General features: G+C 70.5%; 15 protein-coding genes and 1 pseudogene. 10 read left to right on the top strand and 6 right to left on the bottom strand.

Features of this window, described 5'->3' with window-relative positions; all coding sequences use genetic code 11:
- Positions 1 to 409: 409 nt before the first annotated feature.
- The 3 genes from AC5P1C_RS29825 to AC5P1C_RS29815 form a co-directional block, all read right to left on the bottom strand.
- On the bottom strand, positions 410 to 1,444 hold the full coding sequence (locus AC5P1C_RS29825; RefSeq protein ID WP_493869044.1) for a methyltransferase: 1,035 nt from the start codon (positions 1,442 to 1,444) through the stop codon (positions 410 to 412).
- Positions 1,445 to 1,585: 141 nt separating this feature from the next.
- Positions 1,586 to 2,272 (bottom strand): response regulator, encoded by a 687-nt coding sequence (locus AC5P1C_RS29820; RefSeq protein ID WP_493869043.1) that lies wholly within the window; start codon positions 2,270 to 2,272, stop codon positions 1,586 to 1,588.
- Positions 2,269 to 3,945 carry a sensor histidine kinase gene (locus AC5P1C_RS29815; RefSeq protein ID WP_493869042.1) on the bottom strand — a complete coding sequence of 559 codons (1,677 nt, stop codon included), beginning with the start codon at positions 3,943 to 3,945 and terminating at the stop codon, positions 2,269 to 2,271. Before AC5P1C_RS29815 ends, AC5P1C_RS29820 begins: the two co-directional genes overlap by 4 nt.
- 182 nt (positions 3,946 to 4,127) lie before the next feature.
- Here AC5P1C_RS29815 and AC5P1C_RS29810 point away from each other — a divergent pair, with 182 nt between their 5' ends.
- Positions 4,128 to 5,516 (top strand): cation:dicarboxylate symporter family transporter, encoded by a 1,389-nt coding sequence (locus AC5P1C_RS29810; protein WP_493869129.1) that lies wholly within the window; start codon positions 4,128 to 4,130, stop codon positions 5,514 to 5,516.
- On the opposite strand, the gene AC5P1C_RS29805 is transcribed toward AC5P1C_RS29810, so the two are convergent.
- Positions 5,513 to 6,157: a TetR/AcrR family transcriptional regulator gene (locus AC5P1C_RS29805; RefSeq protein ID WP_493869041.1), complete on the bottom strand. Its 645-nt coding sequence runs from the start codon at positions 6,155 to 6,157 to the stop codon at positions 5,513 to 5,515. The genes AC5P1C_RS29810 and AC5P1C_RS29805 overlap by 4 nt on opposite strands.
- A gap of 127 nt (positions 6,158 to 6,284) precedes the next feature.
- On the opposite strand from AC5P1C_RS29805, the gene AC5P1C_RS29800 reads away from it, so the two are divergent.
- The 3 genes from AC5P1C_RS29800 to AC5P1C_RS29790 all read left to right on the top strand — a co-directional run bounded on the left by AC5P1C_RS29800 (position 6,285) and on the right by AC5P1C_RS29790 (position 9,777).
- Entirely contained in the window at positions 6,285 to 7,991 is a 1,707-nt protein-coding gene (locus tag AC5P1C_RS29800; protein ID WP_493869040.1) for an MFS transporter, read from the top strand.
- A 220-nt stretch (positions 7,992 to 8,211) separates the two neighbouring features.
- Positions 8,212 to 8,694: an HIT family protein gene (locus AC5P1C_RS29795; RefSeq protein WP_493869039.1), complete on the top strand. Its 483-nt coding sequence runs from the start codon at positions 8,212 to 8,214 to the stop codon at positions 8,692 to 8,694.
- Positions 8,695 to 8,880: 186 nt separating this feature from the next.
- Positions 8,881 to 9,777 carry an SGNH/GDSL hydrolase family protein gene (locus AC5P1C_RS29790; RefSeq protein ID WP_493869038.1) on the top strand — a complete coding sequence of 299 codons (897 nt, stop codon included), beginning with the start codon at positions 8,881 to 8,883 and terminating at the stop codon, positions 9,775 to 9,777.
- A gap of 89 nt (positions 9,778 to 9,866) precedes the next feature.
- Here AC5P1C_RS29790 and AC5P1C_RS29785 read toward each other — a convergent pair.
- A pseudogene (locus AC5P1C_RS29785) lies at positions 9,867 to 10,817 on the bottom strand (glycoside hydrolase family 16 protein); the annotation flags it as partial.
- 159 nt (positions 10,818 to 10,976) lie between these two features.
- On the opposite strand from AC5P1C_RS29785, the gene AC5P1C_RS29780 reads away from it, so the two are divergent.
- The 6 genes from AC5P1C_RS29780 (at position 10,977) to AC5P1C_RS29755 (ending at position 16,303) form a co-directional block, all read left to right on the top strand.
- Complete coding sequence (locus tag AC5P1C_RS29780; RefSeq protein ID WP_493869037.1) at positions 10,977 to 11,585, top strand: mycothiol-dependent nitroreductase Rv2466c family protein; 609 nt, start codon at positions 10,977 to 10,979, stop codon at positions 11,583 to 11,585.
- Positions 11,586 to 11,708: 123 nt separating this feature from the next.
- A complete protein-coding gene (locus tag AC5P1C_RS29775) occupies positions 11,709 to 12,638 on the top strand; it encodes an NAD(P)-dependent oxidoreductase (protein WP_493869036.1) in 930 nt (309 codons plus the stop codon).
- A gap of 54 nt (positions 12,639 to 12,692) precedes the next feature.
- On the top strand, positions 12,693 to 13,055 hold the full coding sequence (locus AC5P1C_RS29770) for a VOC family protein (RefSeq protein ID WP_493869035.1): 363 nt from the start codon (positions 12,693 to 12,695) through the stop codon (positions 13,053 to 13,055).
- Positions 13,056 to 13,103: 48 nt separating this feature from the next.
- Positions 13,104 to 13,493 carry a MerR family transcriptional regulator gene (locus tag AC5P1C_RS29765; protein ID WP_493869034.1) on the top strand — a complete coding sequence of 130 codons (390 nt, stop codon included), beginning with the start codon at positions 13,104 to 13,106 and terminating at the stop codon, positions 13,491 to 13,493.
- A 31-nt stretch (positions 13,494 to 13,524) separates the two neighbouring features.
- Positions 13,525 to 13,863: a thioredoxin gene (trxA, locus tag AC5P1C_RS29760; RefSeq protein WP_493869128.1), complete on the top strand. Its 339-nt coding sequence runs from the start codon at positions 13,525 to 13,527 to the stop codon at positions 13,861 to 13,863.
- A gap of 181 nt (positions 13,864 to 14,044) precedes the next feature.
- On the top strand, positions 14,045 to 16,303 hold the full coding sequence (locus tag AC5P1C_RS29755; RefSeq protein ID WP_493869033.1) for a HelD family protein: 2,259 nt from the start codon (positions 14,045 to 14,047) through the stop codon (positions 16,301 to 16,303).
- Here the strand turns inward: AC5P1C_RS29755 and glgB are convergent.
- Positions 16,278 to 17,393: 1,4-alpha-glucan branching enzyme (glgB, locus tag AC5P1C_RS29750; protein WP_493869032.1), on the bottom strand; the 1,116-nt coding region annotated here is incomplete at its 5' end. The two genes, AC5P1C_RS29755 and glgB, sit on opposite strands and share 26 nt — an antisense overlap.

The raw sequence follows: 17,393 nt of genomic DNA, 5'->3' as shown, positions 1-17,393 counted from the left end.
GGGTGGCGGAACGGCGAGCAGCCGACGCGATCACGCGGGGCCGCCCGCCGGGTCGGGGCGTCAGCCCACGCCGATGGGCTCGACGCCGAGCGCCAGGGCCGCGTCGAGGGTCGGCTCGCTGAGCGTGACGACCTTCTTCGGGGCGGTCGGCACCTTCACCTTCGTGCCGTTGCCGTTGCCGTTGGCGTCGGTGACGGTCCGCGTGCCGGAACCCGCGTTCTTCGCGGAGGCGGAGCCCTCCGAGGCCTTGTAGTCACCGCCGCACGCGGACTGGGCGACGCGGTGGATCTCGCAGTCGGCGCGATCCTGCCGGTGGGCGTCGTGACCGGGGTGGCGGGCGGGGTGTATCCGGCGTGGCTGCTGCTGCGTGAACGGCGCTCGGGGCGGCTGTGGTCCGGGGGGGGACCGCTCACACCGGCTCTGCCTCGATGAGGGAGAAGGGGTTGGGCGCGCGGAACGCGGTGACGGTGCGGACGGCGAAGTCCGTTTCGCGGCACAGCCGTTCGAAGTCGTCCCGGGTGCGCTCCCGGCCCCCGACGTTGACCAGCATGTTGAGGTCACTGAGGTAGGTCACACCGGCCGCCGCGGGGTCCACGACGGGCGGCAGGACCGGCTCGACGATCAGGAGTCGGCCGCCGTCCGGGATCTCCCTGCGGCAGTGCGCCAGGATGCGCGCGCACTGTGCGTCGCTCCAGTCGTGGATCACGCTCTTGAGGAGGTAGACGTCGGCGCCCGCGGGTGCCGTGGCGAAGAAGTCCCCCGTGACCAGGGAACAGCGGTCCGCCACCCCGGCCGATGCCAGCTTCTCCCCGGCCTGGGCGAGCCCCTCGGCGCGGTCGAAGAGGATGCCGCGCAGCGACGGATGTGCCCGCAGGACACCGGCGAGCAGAGTGCCGTCACCGCCGCCGATGTCCGCCACGGCGGTGAACCGGCCGAAGTCGAAGGCGGCGGGCAGCAGTTCGGCCGTGTCGAGGGTGCCCTGGCTCATCGCGGCGTTGAACTCCGCCGAGAGCTCCGGGTGTTCGGCGAGATAGCCGAAGAAGTCCTTGCCGAAGACCGTGTCGAAGGACGTCTCCCCGGTGCGCACACTGTCGTCGAGCCGCTCCCAGGCCCGCAGCATCGCAGGGTCGGTGAACATCCGGATGAAGGAGAACATCGACCCCGGTGCGTCCTTGCGCATCAGCGCGCCGGTCGGGGTGGCGCCGAAGCTGCCGGGGGTGTGCTCGACGAGCAGGCCGAGACCGGTCAGCGCACGGAGCAGCCGCCCCATGGCCTGCGGCTGGGTGGCGCACTCCGCGGCGAGCTCGTCCGCCGTGCGCTCGCCGTCGCCGATCAGGTCGATCACGCCGAGCCGGGCGGTGGCGCCGACCGTCTGGGCGGCCATGGCTCCGAAGATCATCCGGCCCAGTGCGCGACGGGGCTCTTCGGGATTCTCGTACGGCATGACGTGACACCTCTCGATCGATCGGCTCCATCGACAGGTCCACTCTAGTTAGGTAAGCCTAAGTTCTCTGGGGAATCCAAGAACCGCGCATGACAACCCAAGAATCGCGCACCGGGCAGTGCCGTCCCCGTACGGCAGCGCTCAGGTGGCCGACGTGAGCCAGCGGTAGGCGTACTCGGGGCGGCCGACCTGGCCGTACTGCGGGGTGCGGGCGGCGCGGCCCGTGGTGACCAGGTGCTCCAGGTAGCGGCGCGCGGTGATGCGGGAGATCCCCACGGTCTCGGCGGCGACCGCGGCGGTGACGCCCTCGGCGGGTGCGTCGCGCAGGGTGCGCGTCACCCGCTCCAGGGTGGGGCCGCTGAGCCCTTTGGGCAGCGCGGCGGGGCCGGGCGCGCGGAGGGTGGCCAGGGCGCGGTCCACCTCGTCCTGGCCGGTGGCCTCGCCCGCGGCGGTGCGGAACTCGGCGTAGCGGGTGAGGCGGTCGCGCAGGGTGGCGAAGGTGAAGGGCTTCAGTACGTACTGGACGACGCCGAGGGAGACGCCCTCGCGTACGACCGCGAGATCGCGGGCCGATGTGACGGCGATGACGTCCGTGCGGTGGCCCGCGGCGCGCAGGGTGCGGGCCAGCTGGAGGCCGTGGCCGTCGGGGAGGTGGAGGTCCAGGAGGAGCAGGTCCACCTCCGTGCGGTCCAGGGCGCGTTTCGCCTCGGCGGCGCTGTGCGCCTTGCCCACGGCGTGGAAGCCGGGGATGCGGTTCACGTAGAGCACGTGGGCGTCCGCGGCTACCTCGTCGTCTTCGACGACCAAGACCCGGATCGGCTCTGTCACTTGGTGCCTCCGTCTGCTGCGCCCTGTGTACTGGACGCCTCTTCATCGGCACCCGGCGTCGTCGTGGGCGCGGCCGACGCGGTCATCCGCAGGTACACCTCGAACTCGGCGCCGCCCCCGGCCGCCTCCCGCACCCTAAGTGTCCCCTCGTGCTTCGTCACCGTCTGGTGGACCAGGGCGAGGCCGAGGCCGCGGCCCGCCGTGGCCTTGGTCGACCAGCCGCGTTCGAAGACCGCCTCCGTGTGGGCGGGGTCCACCCCGGGGCCGGTGTCCGACACCCGCAGCGTCAGGCCTGCCTCGTCCGCGCGTGCCGTCACCGTCACGCGGGCCGCGGGCGAGCCCTGGGCCGCGTCCACCGCGTTGTCGATCAGGTTGCCCAGGACCGTCACCAGGTCGCGCGCCGGCAGGTCCGCGGGCAGCATCCCGTCGTCGATGCTGCTGTCGGGGGAGACGACGAGCTCCACGCCGTGTTCGTTCGCCTGGGCCGCTTTGCCCAGGAGCAGGGCCGCGAGGACCGGCTCGTTCACCGCGGCGACCACCTGGTCCGTCAGCGTCTGCGCGAGCTCCAGCTCCGCCGTGGCGAAGTCGACCGCGTCGTCGGCGCGGCCGAGCTCGATGAGGGACACCACCGTGTGCAGCCGGTTCGCCGCCTCGTGCGCCTGGGAGCGCAGGGCGCGCGTGAAGCCGCGCTCCGAGTCCAGCTCGCCGGTCAGCGCCTGGAGCTCTGTGTGGTCGCGGAACGTGACCACCGTGCCCCGGCGCTCACCGCTCGACACGGGCGACGTGTTGACGACGACCACCCGGTCCGCCGTCAGGTGCAGCTCGTCCACCCGCGGCTCGGCCGCGAGCAGCGCGCCCGTCAGGGGCACGGGCAGGCCGAGCTCGGCGACGTTCTTGCCGACCAGGTCGCCCGATACGCCGAGCAGCTCGCGCCCTCCGTCGTTGATGAGGGCGATGCGCCGCTGTCCGTCCAGCATCAGCAGTCCCTCACGCACCGCGTGCAGCGCGGCCTCGTGGTAGTCGTGCATGCGGCTCAGCTCGGTGGCGTTCATGCCGTGGGTGTGGCGGCGCAGTCGGGCGTTGATCACGTACGTACCGAGTCCGCCGAGCGCCAGCGCGCCCGCGGCGACACCGAGCAGGGCGAGCAGCTGGCCGCGCGCCTTCTGGCTGATCTCCTCGATGGTGATGCCCGCGCTGACCAGGCCGGTGATGCGGTCGCTGCCGTCGCCGGCCAGGATCGGGGTGACCACGCGCACGGAGGGGCCGAGCGTCCCCGTGTACGTCTCGGTGAAGGTCTTGCCCCGCAGGGCGTCCGCCCGGTGGCCGAGGAACCGCTCGCCGATCTGCTCCTCGTTCGGGTGCGTCCAGCGGATGCCGTCCGGGTCCATGATCGTGACGAAGTCGACCCCGGTGTGCCGGCGCACGTCGCTCGCGTACGGCTGGAGGGCCTCCGTCGGGTTCTGGCCCCGCGCGGCTTCACGTACCGAGGGAGAGTCCGCGACCGCCCGCGCCGCGGCCGTCGCCTGGCGGCGCGCGCCCTCCTCGGCCTGCTGCCGGTCGCTCAGGAACGTGAAGAGCGCACATCCGGCCACCACGACGGTGACCAGCACGATCTGCATCGCGAAGAGCTGACCGGCGAGACTGCGCGGTCTGGGCGGGTGGGCGAGGGGCATGCTGCCAGTCTGCCTCGCCGTATAAGTGCGAACTAAATGAACGTAAGGGTGACCGCCCTCACAAGGGCGAGAGATAGTCACCGGGATCAGCCTGCCCAGAACGTGAGCCGCACGCACTGGCCGAAAAACGCCGACGTAGTCGTTCAAGGAGGGCCCTCGTGGCCGACACCACCGACAGCCAGGTGGCACCGGCACCCGCAGCCAAGCGGGACCGGACCCACTATCTGTACATAGCCGTCATCATCGCCGTGGTCCTCGGTGTCGGTGTCGGCCTGCTCGTCCCCGACTTCGCCAAGGAGCTCAAGCCGGTCGGTACCGGCTTCGTGAACCTGATCAAGATGATGATCTCGCCCATCATCTTCTGCACGATCGTCCTGGGCGTCGGCTCGGTCCGTAAGGCGGCCAAGGTCGGCAAGGTCGGCGGTCTCGCGCTCGGCTACTTCGTCGCCATGTCGGTCGTCGCGCTCGCCATCGGCCTGCTCGTCGGCAACATCCTGCACCCGGGCTCGGGCATGGACATCTCCGACTCCGACAAGGGCGCGGGCCACACCGCGGCCGAAGAGGCGGACAAGGGGCTCGTCGACTTCGCGCTCGGCGTCATCCCGAAGACGCTCGTCTCGGCCTTCACCGAGGGCGAGGTGCTGCAGACGCTGCTGGTCGCGCTGCTCGTGGGCTTCGCGCTGCAGGCCATGGGCCGCTCCGGGGAGCCGATCCTGCGCGGCATCGGGCACATCCAGAAGCTGGTCTTCCGCGTACTCGGCATGATCATGTGGGCCGCCCCGGTCGGCGCGTTCGGCGCGATGGCGGCGGTGGTCGGCGAGACCGGCACGGACGCCCTGAAGGCGCTTGCCACGATCATGATCGGGTTCTACGTCACCTGTGCGCTGTTCATCCTGATCGTGCTCGGCTCGCTGCTGCGCCTGGTGACCGGCGTCAACCTCTTCAAGCTCCTGAAGTACCTGGGCCGCGAGTTCCTGCTCATCCTCTCCACCTCCTCGTCCGAGTCCGCGCTGCCGCGGCTCATCGCGAAGATGGAGCACCTGGGTGTCAGCCGCCCGGTCGTCGGCATCACCGTCCCGACGGGCTACTCGTTCAACCTCGACGGCACGATGATCTACCTGACCATGTCGTCGCTCTTCATCGCCGAGGCGATGGACCAGCCCCTCGGCGTCGGCGAGCAGATCTCCCTGCTCCTCTTCATGATGATCGCGTCCAAGGGCGCGGCGGGTGTCTCCGGTTCCGGCATCGCGGTCCTGGCCAGTGGCCTGCAGTCGCACAAGCCGGCCCTGGTGGACGGCGTCGGCCTGATCATCGGCGTCGACCGCTTCATGAGCGAGGCCCGTGCCCTGACCAACTTCGCGGGCAACGCGGTGGCGACCCTCCTGATCGGTACGTGGACCAAGGAGGTCGACCGGCAGCGGGTCGACGACGTCCTCGCGGGACGGCTGCCGTTCGACGAGAAGACGCTCCTGGACGACAGCGCCCACGACTTCGGTGAGCCGGACCAGGAGACGGCGGACGCCATACCGGCCCAGCCGGACAGCGTCGAGAAGAAGTCCCTGACGGCCTAGACCTTGCCGTCGGTGGTCGCGGCCCTTCGGTCGGCGACCCCGGTCACCAGCTCGGTGGCCTTCGAGGCGGGCAGGCCCGCCGCGGTCAGAAACGTGATCGCGGTGGACCTGCCCGCCTTTTCGGCCGGTACGACACCGTCGTTCACGGCCTCCATCACGGAGAACAGGATCCCTTCGAGTACGTAGCCGAGCGCCCGCGTCGGCAGCGGCGACACGAACGTGCCGTCGTCCAGGCCGCGTTGGAACGTCTCCAGGCCGGACTCGTGTACACGGCCGAGCCGTTCGCGGATGCTTCCCATCGTGACGCTCCGATGGGAGAGCGAGAGCAGCAGGCGGTAGCGGTCGGCGACGTCCCAGACGGCGAGCAGTGAACCGGCCACCGCCTCCGCGGGGTCGTCGATGCCCGCGCGGCCCGCCTCGTGCGCGCTCTCCACCGCCGCGACGGCCCGCTCCACGATCGCCTCGATCAGCACGTCACGGCTGGGGAAGTGCCCGTAGACCGTCCGCCGCACCACGCCCGCGGCGCGCGCGATCTGGTCCATGGACGCGTCGGGGTCGCGCAGCAGCTCCGCGACGGCGACGTCGAGGATGCGGCGGCGGTTGGCGTCGGCTCTGACGCTGCTCGCGGGGCGGGGATTCATGGCCCCATTCTGCCCACTCGCCGAGGCCCTCGCCCACCCCACTTGCACACTGCTGTGCAACATCGGGTATCTTGCACAGTAGTGTGTATTTGCACAGTCATGTGCAAGAAGGGACGGGTGGCCTCAGATGCCTCTACTGATCAAGGAACCGGTCGAACGGATGGACCGTCCGTACGCCCGCCGCTGGTGGGCCCTCGGCGTGCTCTGCCTGAGTCTGCTGATCGCGGTGATGGCGAACACCGCGCTGACCGTGGCCGCGCCGGACATGACGATGGACCTCGGCCTGTCCAGCTCCGACCTGCAGTGGGTCATCGACGCCTACACCGTCCCGTACGCCGCGCTGATGCTGCTGCTCGGCGCGATCGGCGACAAGTACAGCCGCAGGGGCGCCCTCGTGCTCGGCCTGCTGATCATGTCCGTCGGCGCCGCCGCCGGCTCGGTGGTCGACAGCTCGACGGCGGTCATCGTGGTCCGCGCGGTGATGGGCGTGGGGGCGGCGCTGATCATGCCCGCGACGCTCTCCCTGCTCGCGGCGACCTTTCCCCGCGCCGAGCGGGCCAAGGCGATCACCATCTGGGCGGCCACGTCCGGCATCGCGATCGCGGCGGGTCCGTTGATCGCGGGCGCGCTCCTGCGCGACAACGGCTGGCACGCGACGTTCCTGATCAACATCCCGGTGGCGGTGCTCGCGATCGTGGGCGCGTTCGTCCTCGTACCGCCCTCCAAGGCGGCGCGGCACGGCCGGATCGACTACGTGGGCGGACTGCTCTCGGTCGTCTGGGTGGGCTCCCTGATCTTCATGATCATCGACGGCCCGCACTTCGGCTGGGGCGCGCGCGCCATCTCGGCCGCGGTCGTGGCGGGCCTCGGTCTGATCGCCTTCGTCGTCTGGGAGCTGAAGCACCCGCGCCCGGTCCTGGACGTACGCAAGTTCACGCAGCGCGCCTTCGCGGGCTCGAACCTCGCCGTGGCGCTCTTCTTCCTCGCGGTCTTCGGCGCCTTCTACTACCTGACCCAGCACCTCCAGTTCGTCCTCGACTACGACCCGCTGGAGACCGGCGTCCGCATGCTGCCGCTGGCCGGAGCGGTGTTCGTCGGCTCGGCGGTCACCGGGATCCTCGCGCCGCGGATCGGCGGCAAGGTGATGGTGGTGGCGGGCATGGTGGGCGGCACGGTCGCGCTGGCCCTGCTCACGCGGATAGAGGCGGGCTCCACGTACGGCGACTTCGTGGCGCCGCTGGTCATCCTCGGCCTCTCCCTGGGCTTCGCCGTCTCGCCGTGCACGGACGTCATCATGGGCGCGTTCCCCGAGTCCGAGCTCGGCGTGGGCGGCGCGGTGAACGACACCTCGCTGGAGCTGGGCGGTTCGCTGGGGATCGCGGTCCTCGGCTCGGTCCTCGCGAGTTCGTACGGGTCGAAGCTGGCCGACGAGACAGCGGGCAGCAAGCTTCCCGCCTCCGCGCTGGACACCGCTCAGGACTCGGTGGGCGCGGGCAACGGCGTCGCCCAGGGCATCGCCGAGCAGGCGCGTGCGCTCCAGGAGAAGGCGGCGGGGGCTTCCTCGCCCCAGGAGGCGGCGCAGCTCAAGGCGCAGGCGCAGGAACTCGCCGGGGGCGCGCACCAGATGGCGGATGCGGTGGGCTCGGCGTTCTCTGGCGCAGTGGCCCACACCAGTCTCGTCGGTGCGGTGATTCTGGGCGTAGGGAGTGTTGTGGTCGCTGTGTTGCTGCCGGGGCGGCGGAAGGGGGCGACTGCGGTGAGCGAGGCGGGAGCCGAGGATTCCGCAGGGGCTCCGGAGGCTGCGGAGATCCCCGAGGCTGCGGGGCGGCGGTAGTCGCGGACTGGAACCCGGGGTTCGGGTGCGGCGCCGTTCCTTCCTGAGCCGCGGCGTCGCGGCGGATGTTCTCCCACCCAGCCGATTGCCCCGTGGAGACGTCGTTGCCCTACGTCTGGTGCGAGCCGAGGGGTAAGCGGGTCGGCGGGTGGGGAAGATCCGGCGCGAAGCGGCGGGACGATTGAGGCAGCACCTCGCCCAGGACCACGGGGAGGTCAAGTTGCCGGGGAAGAGCCGCGACTGCCTCGCGTGCGCACTCGCCGACGGCACCGCACCGCTGCCCGGCGGCACCCTGCTGCGCACGGCGCACTGGACCGTCGAGCACTGCACAGGGCCCCTCGGCGTCGGCACCCTCATCGTCAAACCGCTGCGGCACATCACGGGCGTACACGAGCTCGGCGTCGAGGAAGGCGCCGAGCTCGGTCCGTTGCTCACACGGGTAACCGCCGCCGTGCGCATGGCGGTTGGCGACGAGTGCGAGCAGGTGTACGTCTGCCTCTGGTCGCATGCCGGGCGCGTGCCCGGCCACCTCCACTTCGTCGTGCAGGCCGCCCGTACGTCCGACATCGACCGCCACGGCGGCGTGTACGGGCCCGCTCTCCAGATGGCGATGTTCGCCGAGGGTGCTGAGCCGGAGCCGGGGGCCGTGGAGGAATTCTGCGGGCTGTTGCGCCGTGTGCTCGATGAGGGTTCCGCCATCTAGGTGGGCGCGTGCGCAAACTGTTGACTGTTATTCAAACCTGCCAGTAACTTCAGCGTTGTACCACTGAGACGCGCCAAAAGCCGCTGAAGCCTGCCCAACCCCCTTGCCCAGTACGGCTGTTGGTGACTGCGGCCTGCTCGCTCCTCTCCGGGGCTTACCCCCCATCGGATTCAAAGGAGACTCCAGATGGCGACCCGCACCCTCACCCGTACACGCTCCCGATCCCTCCGCCTCGCAGCCGCCCTCGCCGCCACCGCGACCGCCACCATCGGCCTGGCCGCCCCCGCCCAGGCGACCGGCGGCGACCAGCTCGACTACGTCGCCCTCGGCGACAGCTTCAGCGCCGGATCCGGCATCCTTCCGCTCGACCCGACCGCGCCGCTCCTCTGCGCGCGCTCCACGGCCAACTACCCGCACGTCGTGGCCCAGCGCACCGGCGCCGAGCTCACCGACGTGACCTGCGGCGGGGCCCAGACCAAGGACTTCGCGGGGTCGCAGTACCCCGGCGTCGCCCCGCAGCTCGACGCCGTCGACGCCGATACCGATGTCGTGACGCTGACCATCGGCGGCAACGACAACAACACCTTCATCGGCGCGATCGTCGCCTGCGGCTCCGCGGGAGTCCTCTCCGGCGGCAAGGGCAGCCCCTGCAAGGACGCCAACGGGGACAAGTTCACCAAGGAGATCGACGCCAGTACGTACCCAGCCCTGAAGACCGCCCTGCGGGCGATCAAGGACAAGGCCCCCAACGCCCGCGTCGGCATCCTCGGTTACCCCTGGATCGTCCCGGCCGAGGCCGACCCCACCTGCTTCGCCAAGATGCCGATCGCGACCGGTGACGTGCCCTATCTGCGCGACCTGCAGGCCCACTTGAACCGGGCCGTGCAGCGCGCCGCCTCCGAGACGGGTGCCACGTTCGTCGACATGGCCGCCGCCTCGGAGGGGCACGACGCGTGCAAACCGAAGGGCACGCGCTGGATCGAGCCCGTGCTGTTCGGCACGAACTTCGTCCCGGTGCACCCCAACGCCATCGGCGAGAAGGGCATGGCCGATCAGGCCATCGGTGTGATGAAGCTCGGCTGACCTCGGCTCGGCTGACCTCTGCGCGGAGTCAGCTCGGCTCACCTCGGCGCGGAGTCAGCTCGGCTGACCTCTGCGCGGAGTCACGGCCGCTTCGTCCACACCGCCACGTAGTCCACCGCCATCGCCTTCCCCGGCTCCGTCTGCGCGACCGGAGTCGCCCTGCCCGCGACACCGTCGGGGAAGGCGCCACCCATCGCGACGTTCAGCAGGATGAAGTAGCCCGCGTGGTCCGTCATGTTGGACCACGTGGTGGCGGAGAAGCGGTCCTGGGAAAGCGTGTGGAACTGCTCCCCGTCCACGTACCAGCGGAGCTGGTTCGGGGTCGCCGAGCGGTCCCATTCGAAGCGGTAGGTGTGGAATGCCGACTGACAACTCGCCCCGGAACAGGCGCGGTTGGCGCCCAGTCCCTGCGTCTCGTTGCAGTCGCCTCCCGGGTTCACGCCGCAGTGCAGCACACCCCAGACCGAGTTGATGCCGTTCACGTTCTCCATGACGTCGAACTCGCCGATCGACGGCCAGTTCTGGTAGTTGCCGCGGTAGGGCGCGCCGAGTGCCCAGAAGGCGGGCCAGTAGCCGAGCGCGCTCTCCCCGGTGATGTCCGGCATCTGGATGCGGCCCTCGATGGCGAGCGTGCCGCCCTCCGGTGCCTTGAAGTCGGAGCGTTTCGTCTCGATGCGGGCCGATGTCCAGTTGCCCGCGCCGTCTCTGCGCGGGGTGATCCGGAGGCTGCCGTTTCCGTCAAGGGCGAGGTTGTCGGGGGAGTCCGTGTACGACTGGATCTCGCCCGTGCCCCAATTGGCCGGACCGCCCGGGTAGTTGTGCCCGAGGTCGATCTGCCAGTTGTCGGCGGAGGGCCGTGAGCCCGCGGCGCCGTTGAAGTCGTCGCTCCACTCCAGCGACCAGCCGGGCGCCGGTGGGACGTCGCCGCGTGCGGTGCCGGGCATCATCAGGGCGCCGAGCAGGCCGACGGCGGCCAGACCGGCCAGGAGGGGGACGGTGCGGGGGGATCTGGTGAAGCGGCTGATGCGAGTGGTGCTCATGGAACACCTCCGTGGGGGGAGTGTGCGTACCGGTAAGAGCTCGGTGAGAGCGCTCTCAGGATGCTCTCCGGATTTTGTAGTTGCAGACATGCCGGGCGTCAATGACCCTGACGCGTCAACTTCCCGAAGGCGTCGATGTGTTGGCCGTACGGTGGACGGATGAGCGCGCCGCAGCCGAACGTCGACTTCTGGTTCGACCCCGTGTGCCCGTACACCTGGCTGACCTCCCGGTGGATCCGCGAGGTCGAGCGGGTGCGGGACGTCACCGTGCGGTGGCGGGTGATGAGCCTCTCGGTCCTGAACGAACACCTCGACGTCGACCCCGAGGACCCCGATGGCCAGTGGGGCGACTACATGCGGGGTCCTGGCAGGGTCTGCGCGGCCGTGTCCGGGCGGTACGGCAACGAGGCGCTGGGGAGGTTCTTCGACGCGCTCGGGGTGCGGCTGCACGAGCGGGGCGAGTGGGACGGCACCGAGCGGGCGCTCGCCGACTCCGGACTGCCCCCGGAGCTCGCCGCGGTGGCCTGGACACAGGAGTACGACGCCGCCGTGCGGTCGTCGCACGAGCAGGGCATCGCGCTGGTCGGCCCCGACGTCGGGACGCCGGTGCTCTCCGTCCCGGGGGTCGGTGCCGTCTTCGGCCCGGTCGTCTCGCCCGCGCCGAAGGGTGAGGCGGCGGGGCGGCTGTGGGTCGGGGTGGTGCTGATGGCGGGCGTCCAGGACTTCTGCGAACTGAAGAGGGCGTACGGGGAACTCGACTTCGGCTGATCCACGGGCCGGCCGCAGGGCCGCACGGGGCCTCAAGTCCCCCTGCCTGCTTACCTTTTCGTAAGTACCTGACCAATTAGTCGGTACTTGTGGGCCTGCGTGCGCTCGCCAAGCATGGTCGTCATGACCAACACGACCAACACGACCAACACGACCAACACCACTGACACGACTGATCAGCGGCCCAAGACCTCTGTGGCCGTCCTCGGCCTCGGCGCCATGGGCCAGGCCCTCGCCGGTGTCTTCCTCGCGGCCGGGCACCCCACCACCATCTGGAACCGCACGCCGGGCAAGGGCGACGCCCTGGTCGCCGGCGGAGCCACGCGTACCGACACCGCGGCCGAGGCGGTGCGCGCCTCGGACGTGGTGGTCGTCTGCCTCTACGACTACGACGCCTCGCGGGCGGTGCTCGCCCCGATCGCCCGGGAACTGCCGGGGCGCGTCCTGGTCAACCTCACGTCGGACACCCCGGAGCGGTCGCGCGAGGCCGCCGCCTGGGCCGCCGAGCACGGCATCGACTACCTGGACGGCGCGATCCTGGTGCCGGTGACCGTGATCGGCACGGCTGACGCGCTGCTCTTCCACAGCGGTCCGAGGTCCGTGTACGAGCGGCACGAGGACACGCTCAAGGTGCTCGGCGGCCACACCGTCTACCTCGGTGAGGACCACGGTCTCGCGGCCGTCTACGACAACGCCCTGCTCGACTTCTTCTGGACCAGCATGTCCGGCCTCGTGCACGCGTTCGCGCTGGCCGGGGCGGACGGCGTGAAGGGCGCGGAGCTCGCGCCCTATCTGAGCGCCCTGCTCTCCATCTTCCCGGAGGCCATCGAGTCGACGGCGGTCGAGGTCGACTCCAACCGGTACCCGGGCGAGCAGGCCCCGCTCGCCACGGAAGCCGTCAATGTCGACCACATCATCCACGCCTCCGAACACCGGGGTCTGGACGTGGAGGCCCTGAACGGCATCAAGGCCGTCCTGGACCGGGCCATCGCCAAGGGACATGGCGCGGACGGGTGGACGGCCACGATCGAGGCCGTACGCCAAGCGGGCTGAGCCCTCGGCGGCGTACGGTGAAAGTGACCGCCGTCACAGAGCAGGAGCCGTGAGATGACTGGTGAACCGAGCTTCTTCGAGATCGGTGTCGAGGACCCCGAGCGGGGGCGGGCCTTCTACGGGGAGCTGCTCGGCTGGTCCTTCGAGCCGGGGCCGTCCGGGCAGGGGTATGTGATCGGGACCCCGGGTGTGTCCGGTGGCATGCACGGGGGCGACGCGGGCGCCGCGCCCTATCTGTTCTTCCAGGTCGACGACCTGGACACGGCCCTGGCCAACGTCATCAAGCTGGGCGGCACCGTCGAGGCGCCCATCGGCGGCGAGAGCGACGAGTCGGACGCCGCCTTCGGCCGGTTCCGGCTGTGCAAGGACGACCAGGGCTCCTCCTTCGGCCTGCATCAGCCGCCGAAAGCCCGCTGACGAGCCGCGCTGGCCTTGACGCCTGCGTCAAGGATTACCGTCGTACGCATGCGCATCGGCGAACTTGCGGAGCGGGCCGGCACCACCACGCGGACGCTTCGGTACTACGAGTCACGGGGGCTGTTGCCCGCCCGTCGCAGTGGCAACGGCTACCGCACCTACGACGAGGATGACGTGCGTCTCCTGGAGCAGATCAGGACCCTGCAGGACTTCGGGTTCGATCTGGAGGAGACGCGGCCGTTCGTGGAGTGTCTGCGATCGGGTCACCCCGCGGGCGACTCCTGCCCCGCGTCACTCGACGTCTACCGCCGCAAGATCGGTGAACTCGACGCGCTGATCAGCGAGTTGACTGCGGTGCGCGAACAGGTGGGTGCGCAGCTGGTGCGCGCCGAGGCGGCGGTTCCGGGGGGCCCGGACCCGCGGTGCGAGCTGACCTGATGGGCCGATGAGAGGGAGTGCGGGCATGGGGATGGTCAAGGCGGACGGCGTGGCCGAGGTGACGGACGCGGACTTCGAGGGGGAGGTGCTCAAGGCGGAACTGCCCGTGCTCGTGGAGTTCGGGGCCGAGTGGTGCGGACCGTGCCGTCAGCTCGCGCCGGTGCTCAGCGAGATCTCGCGCGAGGAGGCGGGCCGGGTCAAGATCGTGCAGCTGGACGTGGACCACAATCCGCGGACGGCGATGGCGTACGGGATCCTCTCGGTGCCGTCCCTCCTGGTGTTCCGGGGCGGTGAGCCGGTGAAGTCCATGGTGGGCGCGCGGCCCAAGCGCAAGCTGCTCGCCGAGCTGAGCGAGGCCGAAGTGCTCTGACCTCCATAAGCCCGACCCGCATGGGGCCGGCCTGCACGGGTGCAAAAGAAATACCCCGGACGAATTGACGTCCGGGGTATTCCTTCGCGTATATTGGATCCTTTCGCGACCCCTGGACCATTTGGGCAGACGGAAATCGCGAGAATCTGTATAAGAGCACTGTAACTGGCGAGGGGCTGAATTGTCAACCGAGGAATTGCGGAAAGAGCAGCAATTCGTCTCCGGGCTGTACGCGCGCCTCGACGCGCTGCGCGAGGAGGCCGAGGCCGCCGTGCAGGCGTCGTTGTCGCAGGTCGGCAACGGTCTGCAGGCCAGGCTTGAGCGTGACGTCCTGGTGGCCGAGCGGTCCGGACTGCTGGCCGCCTTCGACGCGGGAGAGAACGGACTCTGCTTCGGGAGGCTCGAATTCCGCGACGGCCGTGATCACCACATCGGGCGCATCGGAATCCGCGCGTCCGACACCGAACGCACCCCACTCGTGATCGATTGGCGTGCCGATGTCGCACGCCCCTTCTATCTCGCGACCGGGCATACGCCGATGGGGCTCCGCCGGCGCAGACACATCACCACGCAGGGCCGCGACGTCACGGCCCTGCACGACGAGATCCTCGACCTCAGCGACGACACCCGCACCGGGTACGAGGGCGCCGACGCCGACGAGGTGCTGCTCGCGTCGCTCGACTCGGCCCGCACCGGACGCATGCACGACATCGTGCAGACCATCCAGGCCGAGCAGGATCGCATCATCCGCGCCCCGCACCAGGGCGTCCTCGTCGTCGAGGGCGGACCCGGCACGGGCAAGACCGTCGTGGCGCTGCACCGCGCCGCGTTCCTCCTCTATGCCCACCGTCAGCTGCTCGCCAAGCGCGCGGTCCTGATCGTCGGCCCGAACCCCGCCTTCCTCGGCTACATCGGCGAGGTCCTGCCCGCGCTCGGCGAGACGGGCGTGCTCCTCTCGACCGTCGGTGAGCTGTTCCCCGGCGTGAGCGCCACCGGCACCGAGACGCCCGAGGCCACCGAGGTGAAGGGCCGCGCGGAGATGGCGGACGTGCTTGCCGCCGCCCTGCGCGACCGGCAGCGGACGCCCGAGCCCGGCTTCCCGCTGATCATCGAGCACGACGACGGCGACCTCGTCCTGGACTGGACGATCGCCGAGGAAGCCCGCGCGGCGGCCCGCGACGCGGACGTCCCGCACAATCTCGGCCGACCGCACTTCGCCTTCCGTGTCATCGACATGCTCACCGAGCAGCTGGCCGAGCGCCTCGGCGCCGACCCGTACGGCGGCCCCAACTTCCTGGGCCCCGACGACATCGCCCAGCTCGGCAAGGCGATCGCCGCGAGCCCCGAAGTGCACGCGGCCATCGAGGAGTTGTGGCCGCAGCTGACCCCGGAGGAGTTCCTCGCGGACTTCCTGGAGGAGCCGACGCCGCACCTCTCGGAGGAGGACGCCGAGATCGTGCGCCGCCCGCGCGACGCCGCATGGACGGCCGCCGACGTGCCGCTGCTCGACGAGGCCGCCGAGCTGCTCGGCAGCGACGACAGCGCGGCACGTGCGATGGCGGAGGCCGAGCGCGCCAAGCAGATCGCCTACGCACAGGGCGTGTTGGACGTCTCGTACGCGTCCCGTACGTATGAGTTCGAGGACAAGGAGGACATCGACGCCGACGCCTCCGAGGTCCTGCTCGCGCACGACATCATCGACGCCGAGCGGATGGCCGAGCGCCAGGAGGAGGCCGACCACCGCAGCGCCGCCGAGCGCGCCGCTGAGGACCGGACGTGGGCCTTCGGGCACATCATCGTGGACGAGGCGCAGGAACTGTCCGCCATGGCCTGGCGGTTGCTGATGCGACGCTGTCCGACCCGCTCGATGACGCTGGTCGGCGACCCCGCGCAGACGGCGGAGGCCGGCGGCTGCGGCTCCTGGGAGTCGATCCTGTCGCCGTACGTCGACGACCGCTGGGAGTACACGCGGCTCGGCGTCAACTACCGCACCCCGGTGGAGATCATGGATGTCGCCGCCGAGGTGCCCCGCGTCGCGTACCCCGACTTCCAACCGCCCAGCTCGGTGCGGTCCACGGGCGTCGTTCCCTGGGCGCGCCGCACCGACGACCTCGCCGCGGCCGTGGCCGACGCGGTGGCGGCCGAGGCGCGGGACGAGGGCCGCCTCGCGGTGATCGCACCACGCGAGCTGCATGAGGAGCTCGCCGGAAAGCTTCCCGGGGTGACGGCCGGGGAAGCCCCGGACCTGACGCGGGCGGTCGTACTGATCGACCCGCGCCAGGCGAAGGGCCTGGAGTTCGACACGGTCCTGGTCGTGGAGCCGGGCCGCTACGGCACGAGCGACCTGTATGTGGCGCTGACCCGGGCCACGCAGCGGCTCGGCATCCTGCACGCCGAGGAGCTGCCGGTGGCGCTCAAACAGGTCGCAGCCACACCGTAGCCAGCGGTGGCAGCGTGAGGCGCAGGGACGCGGGGCGGCCGTGCGACGCCACCGGCTCGGTCTTGACCGGGTCCGGGTTGGTGACGTCGCCGCCGCCGTAGCGCGCCGCGTCCGTGTTCAGGACCTCGCGCCAGGCGGTGAACTCGGCGGGCACGCCCAGGCGGTACTGGTGCCTGACCACCGGCGAGAAGTGCGAGACGGCGAGGAGCGGTGTGCCGCCCGTGCCATCGGCGGCCTCGGTGCCGTAGCGCAGGAACGCGAAGACGTTGTCCTCGGCCGCGTCGCCCTCGACCCAGGCGAAGCCGCCGGGGTCGGTGTCGCGCTGCCACAGGGGCGGCTCGCTCCGGTAGACGGTGTTCAGGTCGCGTACGAGATCGCGTACGCCCCTGTGGTCGGCCTCGGCCCCGTACGCGGGGTCGAGCAGCCACCAGTCCGGGCCGTGACCCTCCGCCCACTCGGCGCCCTGCGCGAACTCCTGCCCCATGAACAGGAGTTGCTTGCCGGGGTGGGCCCACATGAAGCCCAGGTAGGTGCGGTGGTTGGCGCGCTGCTGCCACCAGTCGCCCGGCATCTTCGACACCAGGGACCGCTTGCCGTGCACGACTTCGTCGTGCGAGATCGGCAGGACGTAGTTCTCGCTGTACGCGTACACCATCGAGAACGTCATCTCGTTGTGGTGGAACTTGCGGTGCACCGGCTCCTTCGACACATAGTCGAGCGAGTCGTGCATCCACCCCATGTTCCACTTCAGGCCGAAGCCCAGGCCCCCGCGTATTGGACTGTTGGGGGCGCCGGGGCCCTCGTGGTGCGTCGCGCGGGTCACGCCGTCCCAGGCCGTGGACTCCTCGGCGATCGTGACGACGCCCGGAGCGCGGCGGTAGACGGTGGCGTTCATCTCCTGGAGGAAGGCGACGGCGTCGAGGTTCTCGCGGCCCCCGTGCGCGTTCGGGGTCCATTCGCCGTCCTCGCGGGAGTAGTCGAGGTACAGCATCGAAGCGACGGCGTCGACGCGTAGGCCGTCGATGTGGAACTCCTCGCACCAGTAAGTGGCGTTGGCGACAAGGAAGTTGCGGACCTCCTTGCGGCCGTA

It is taken from the genome of Streptomyces sp. A18 (genome assembly GCF_059026065.1).
The sequence above is the reverse complement of the archived record's forward strand: the minus strand, read 5'-3'. Positions and strand labels throughout refer to the sequence as shown.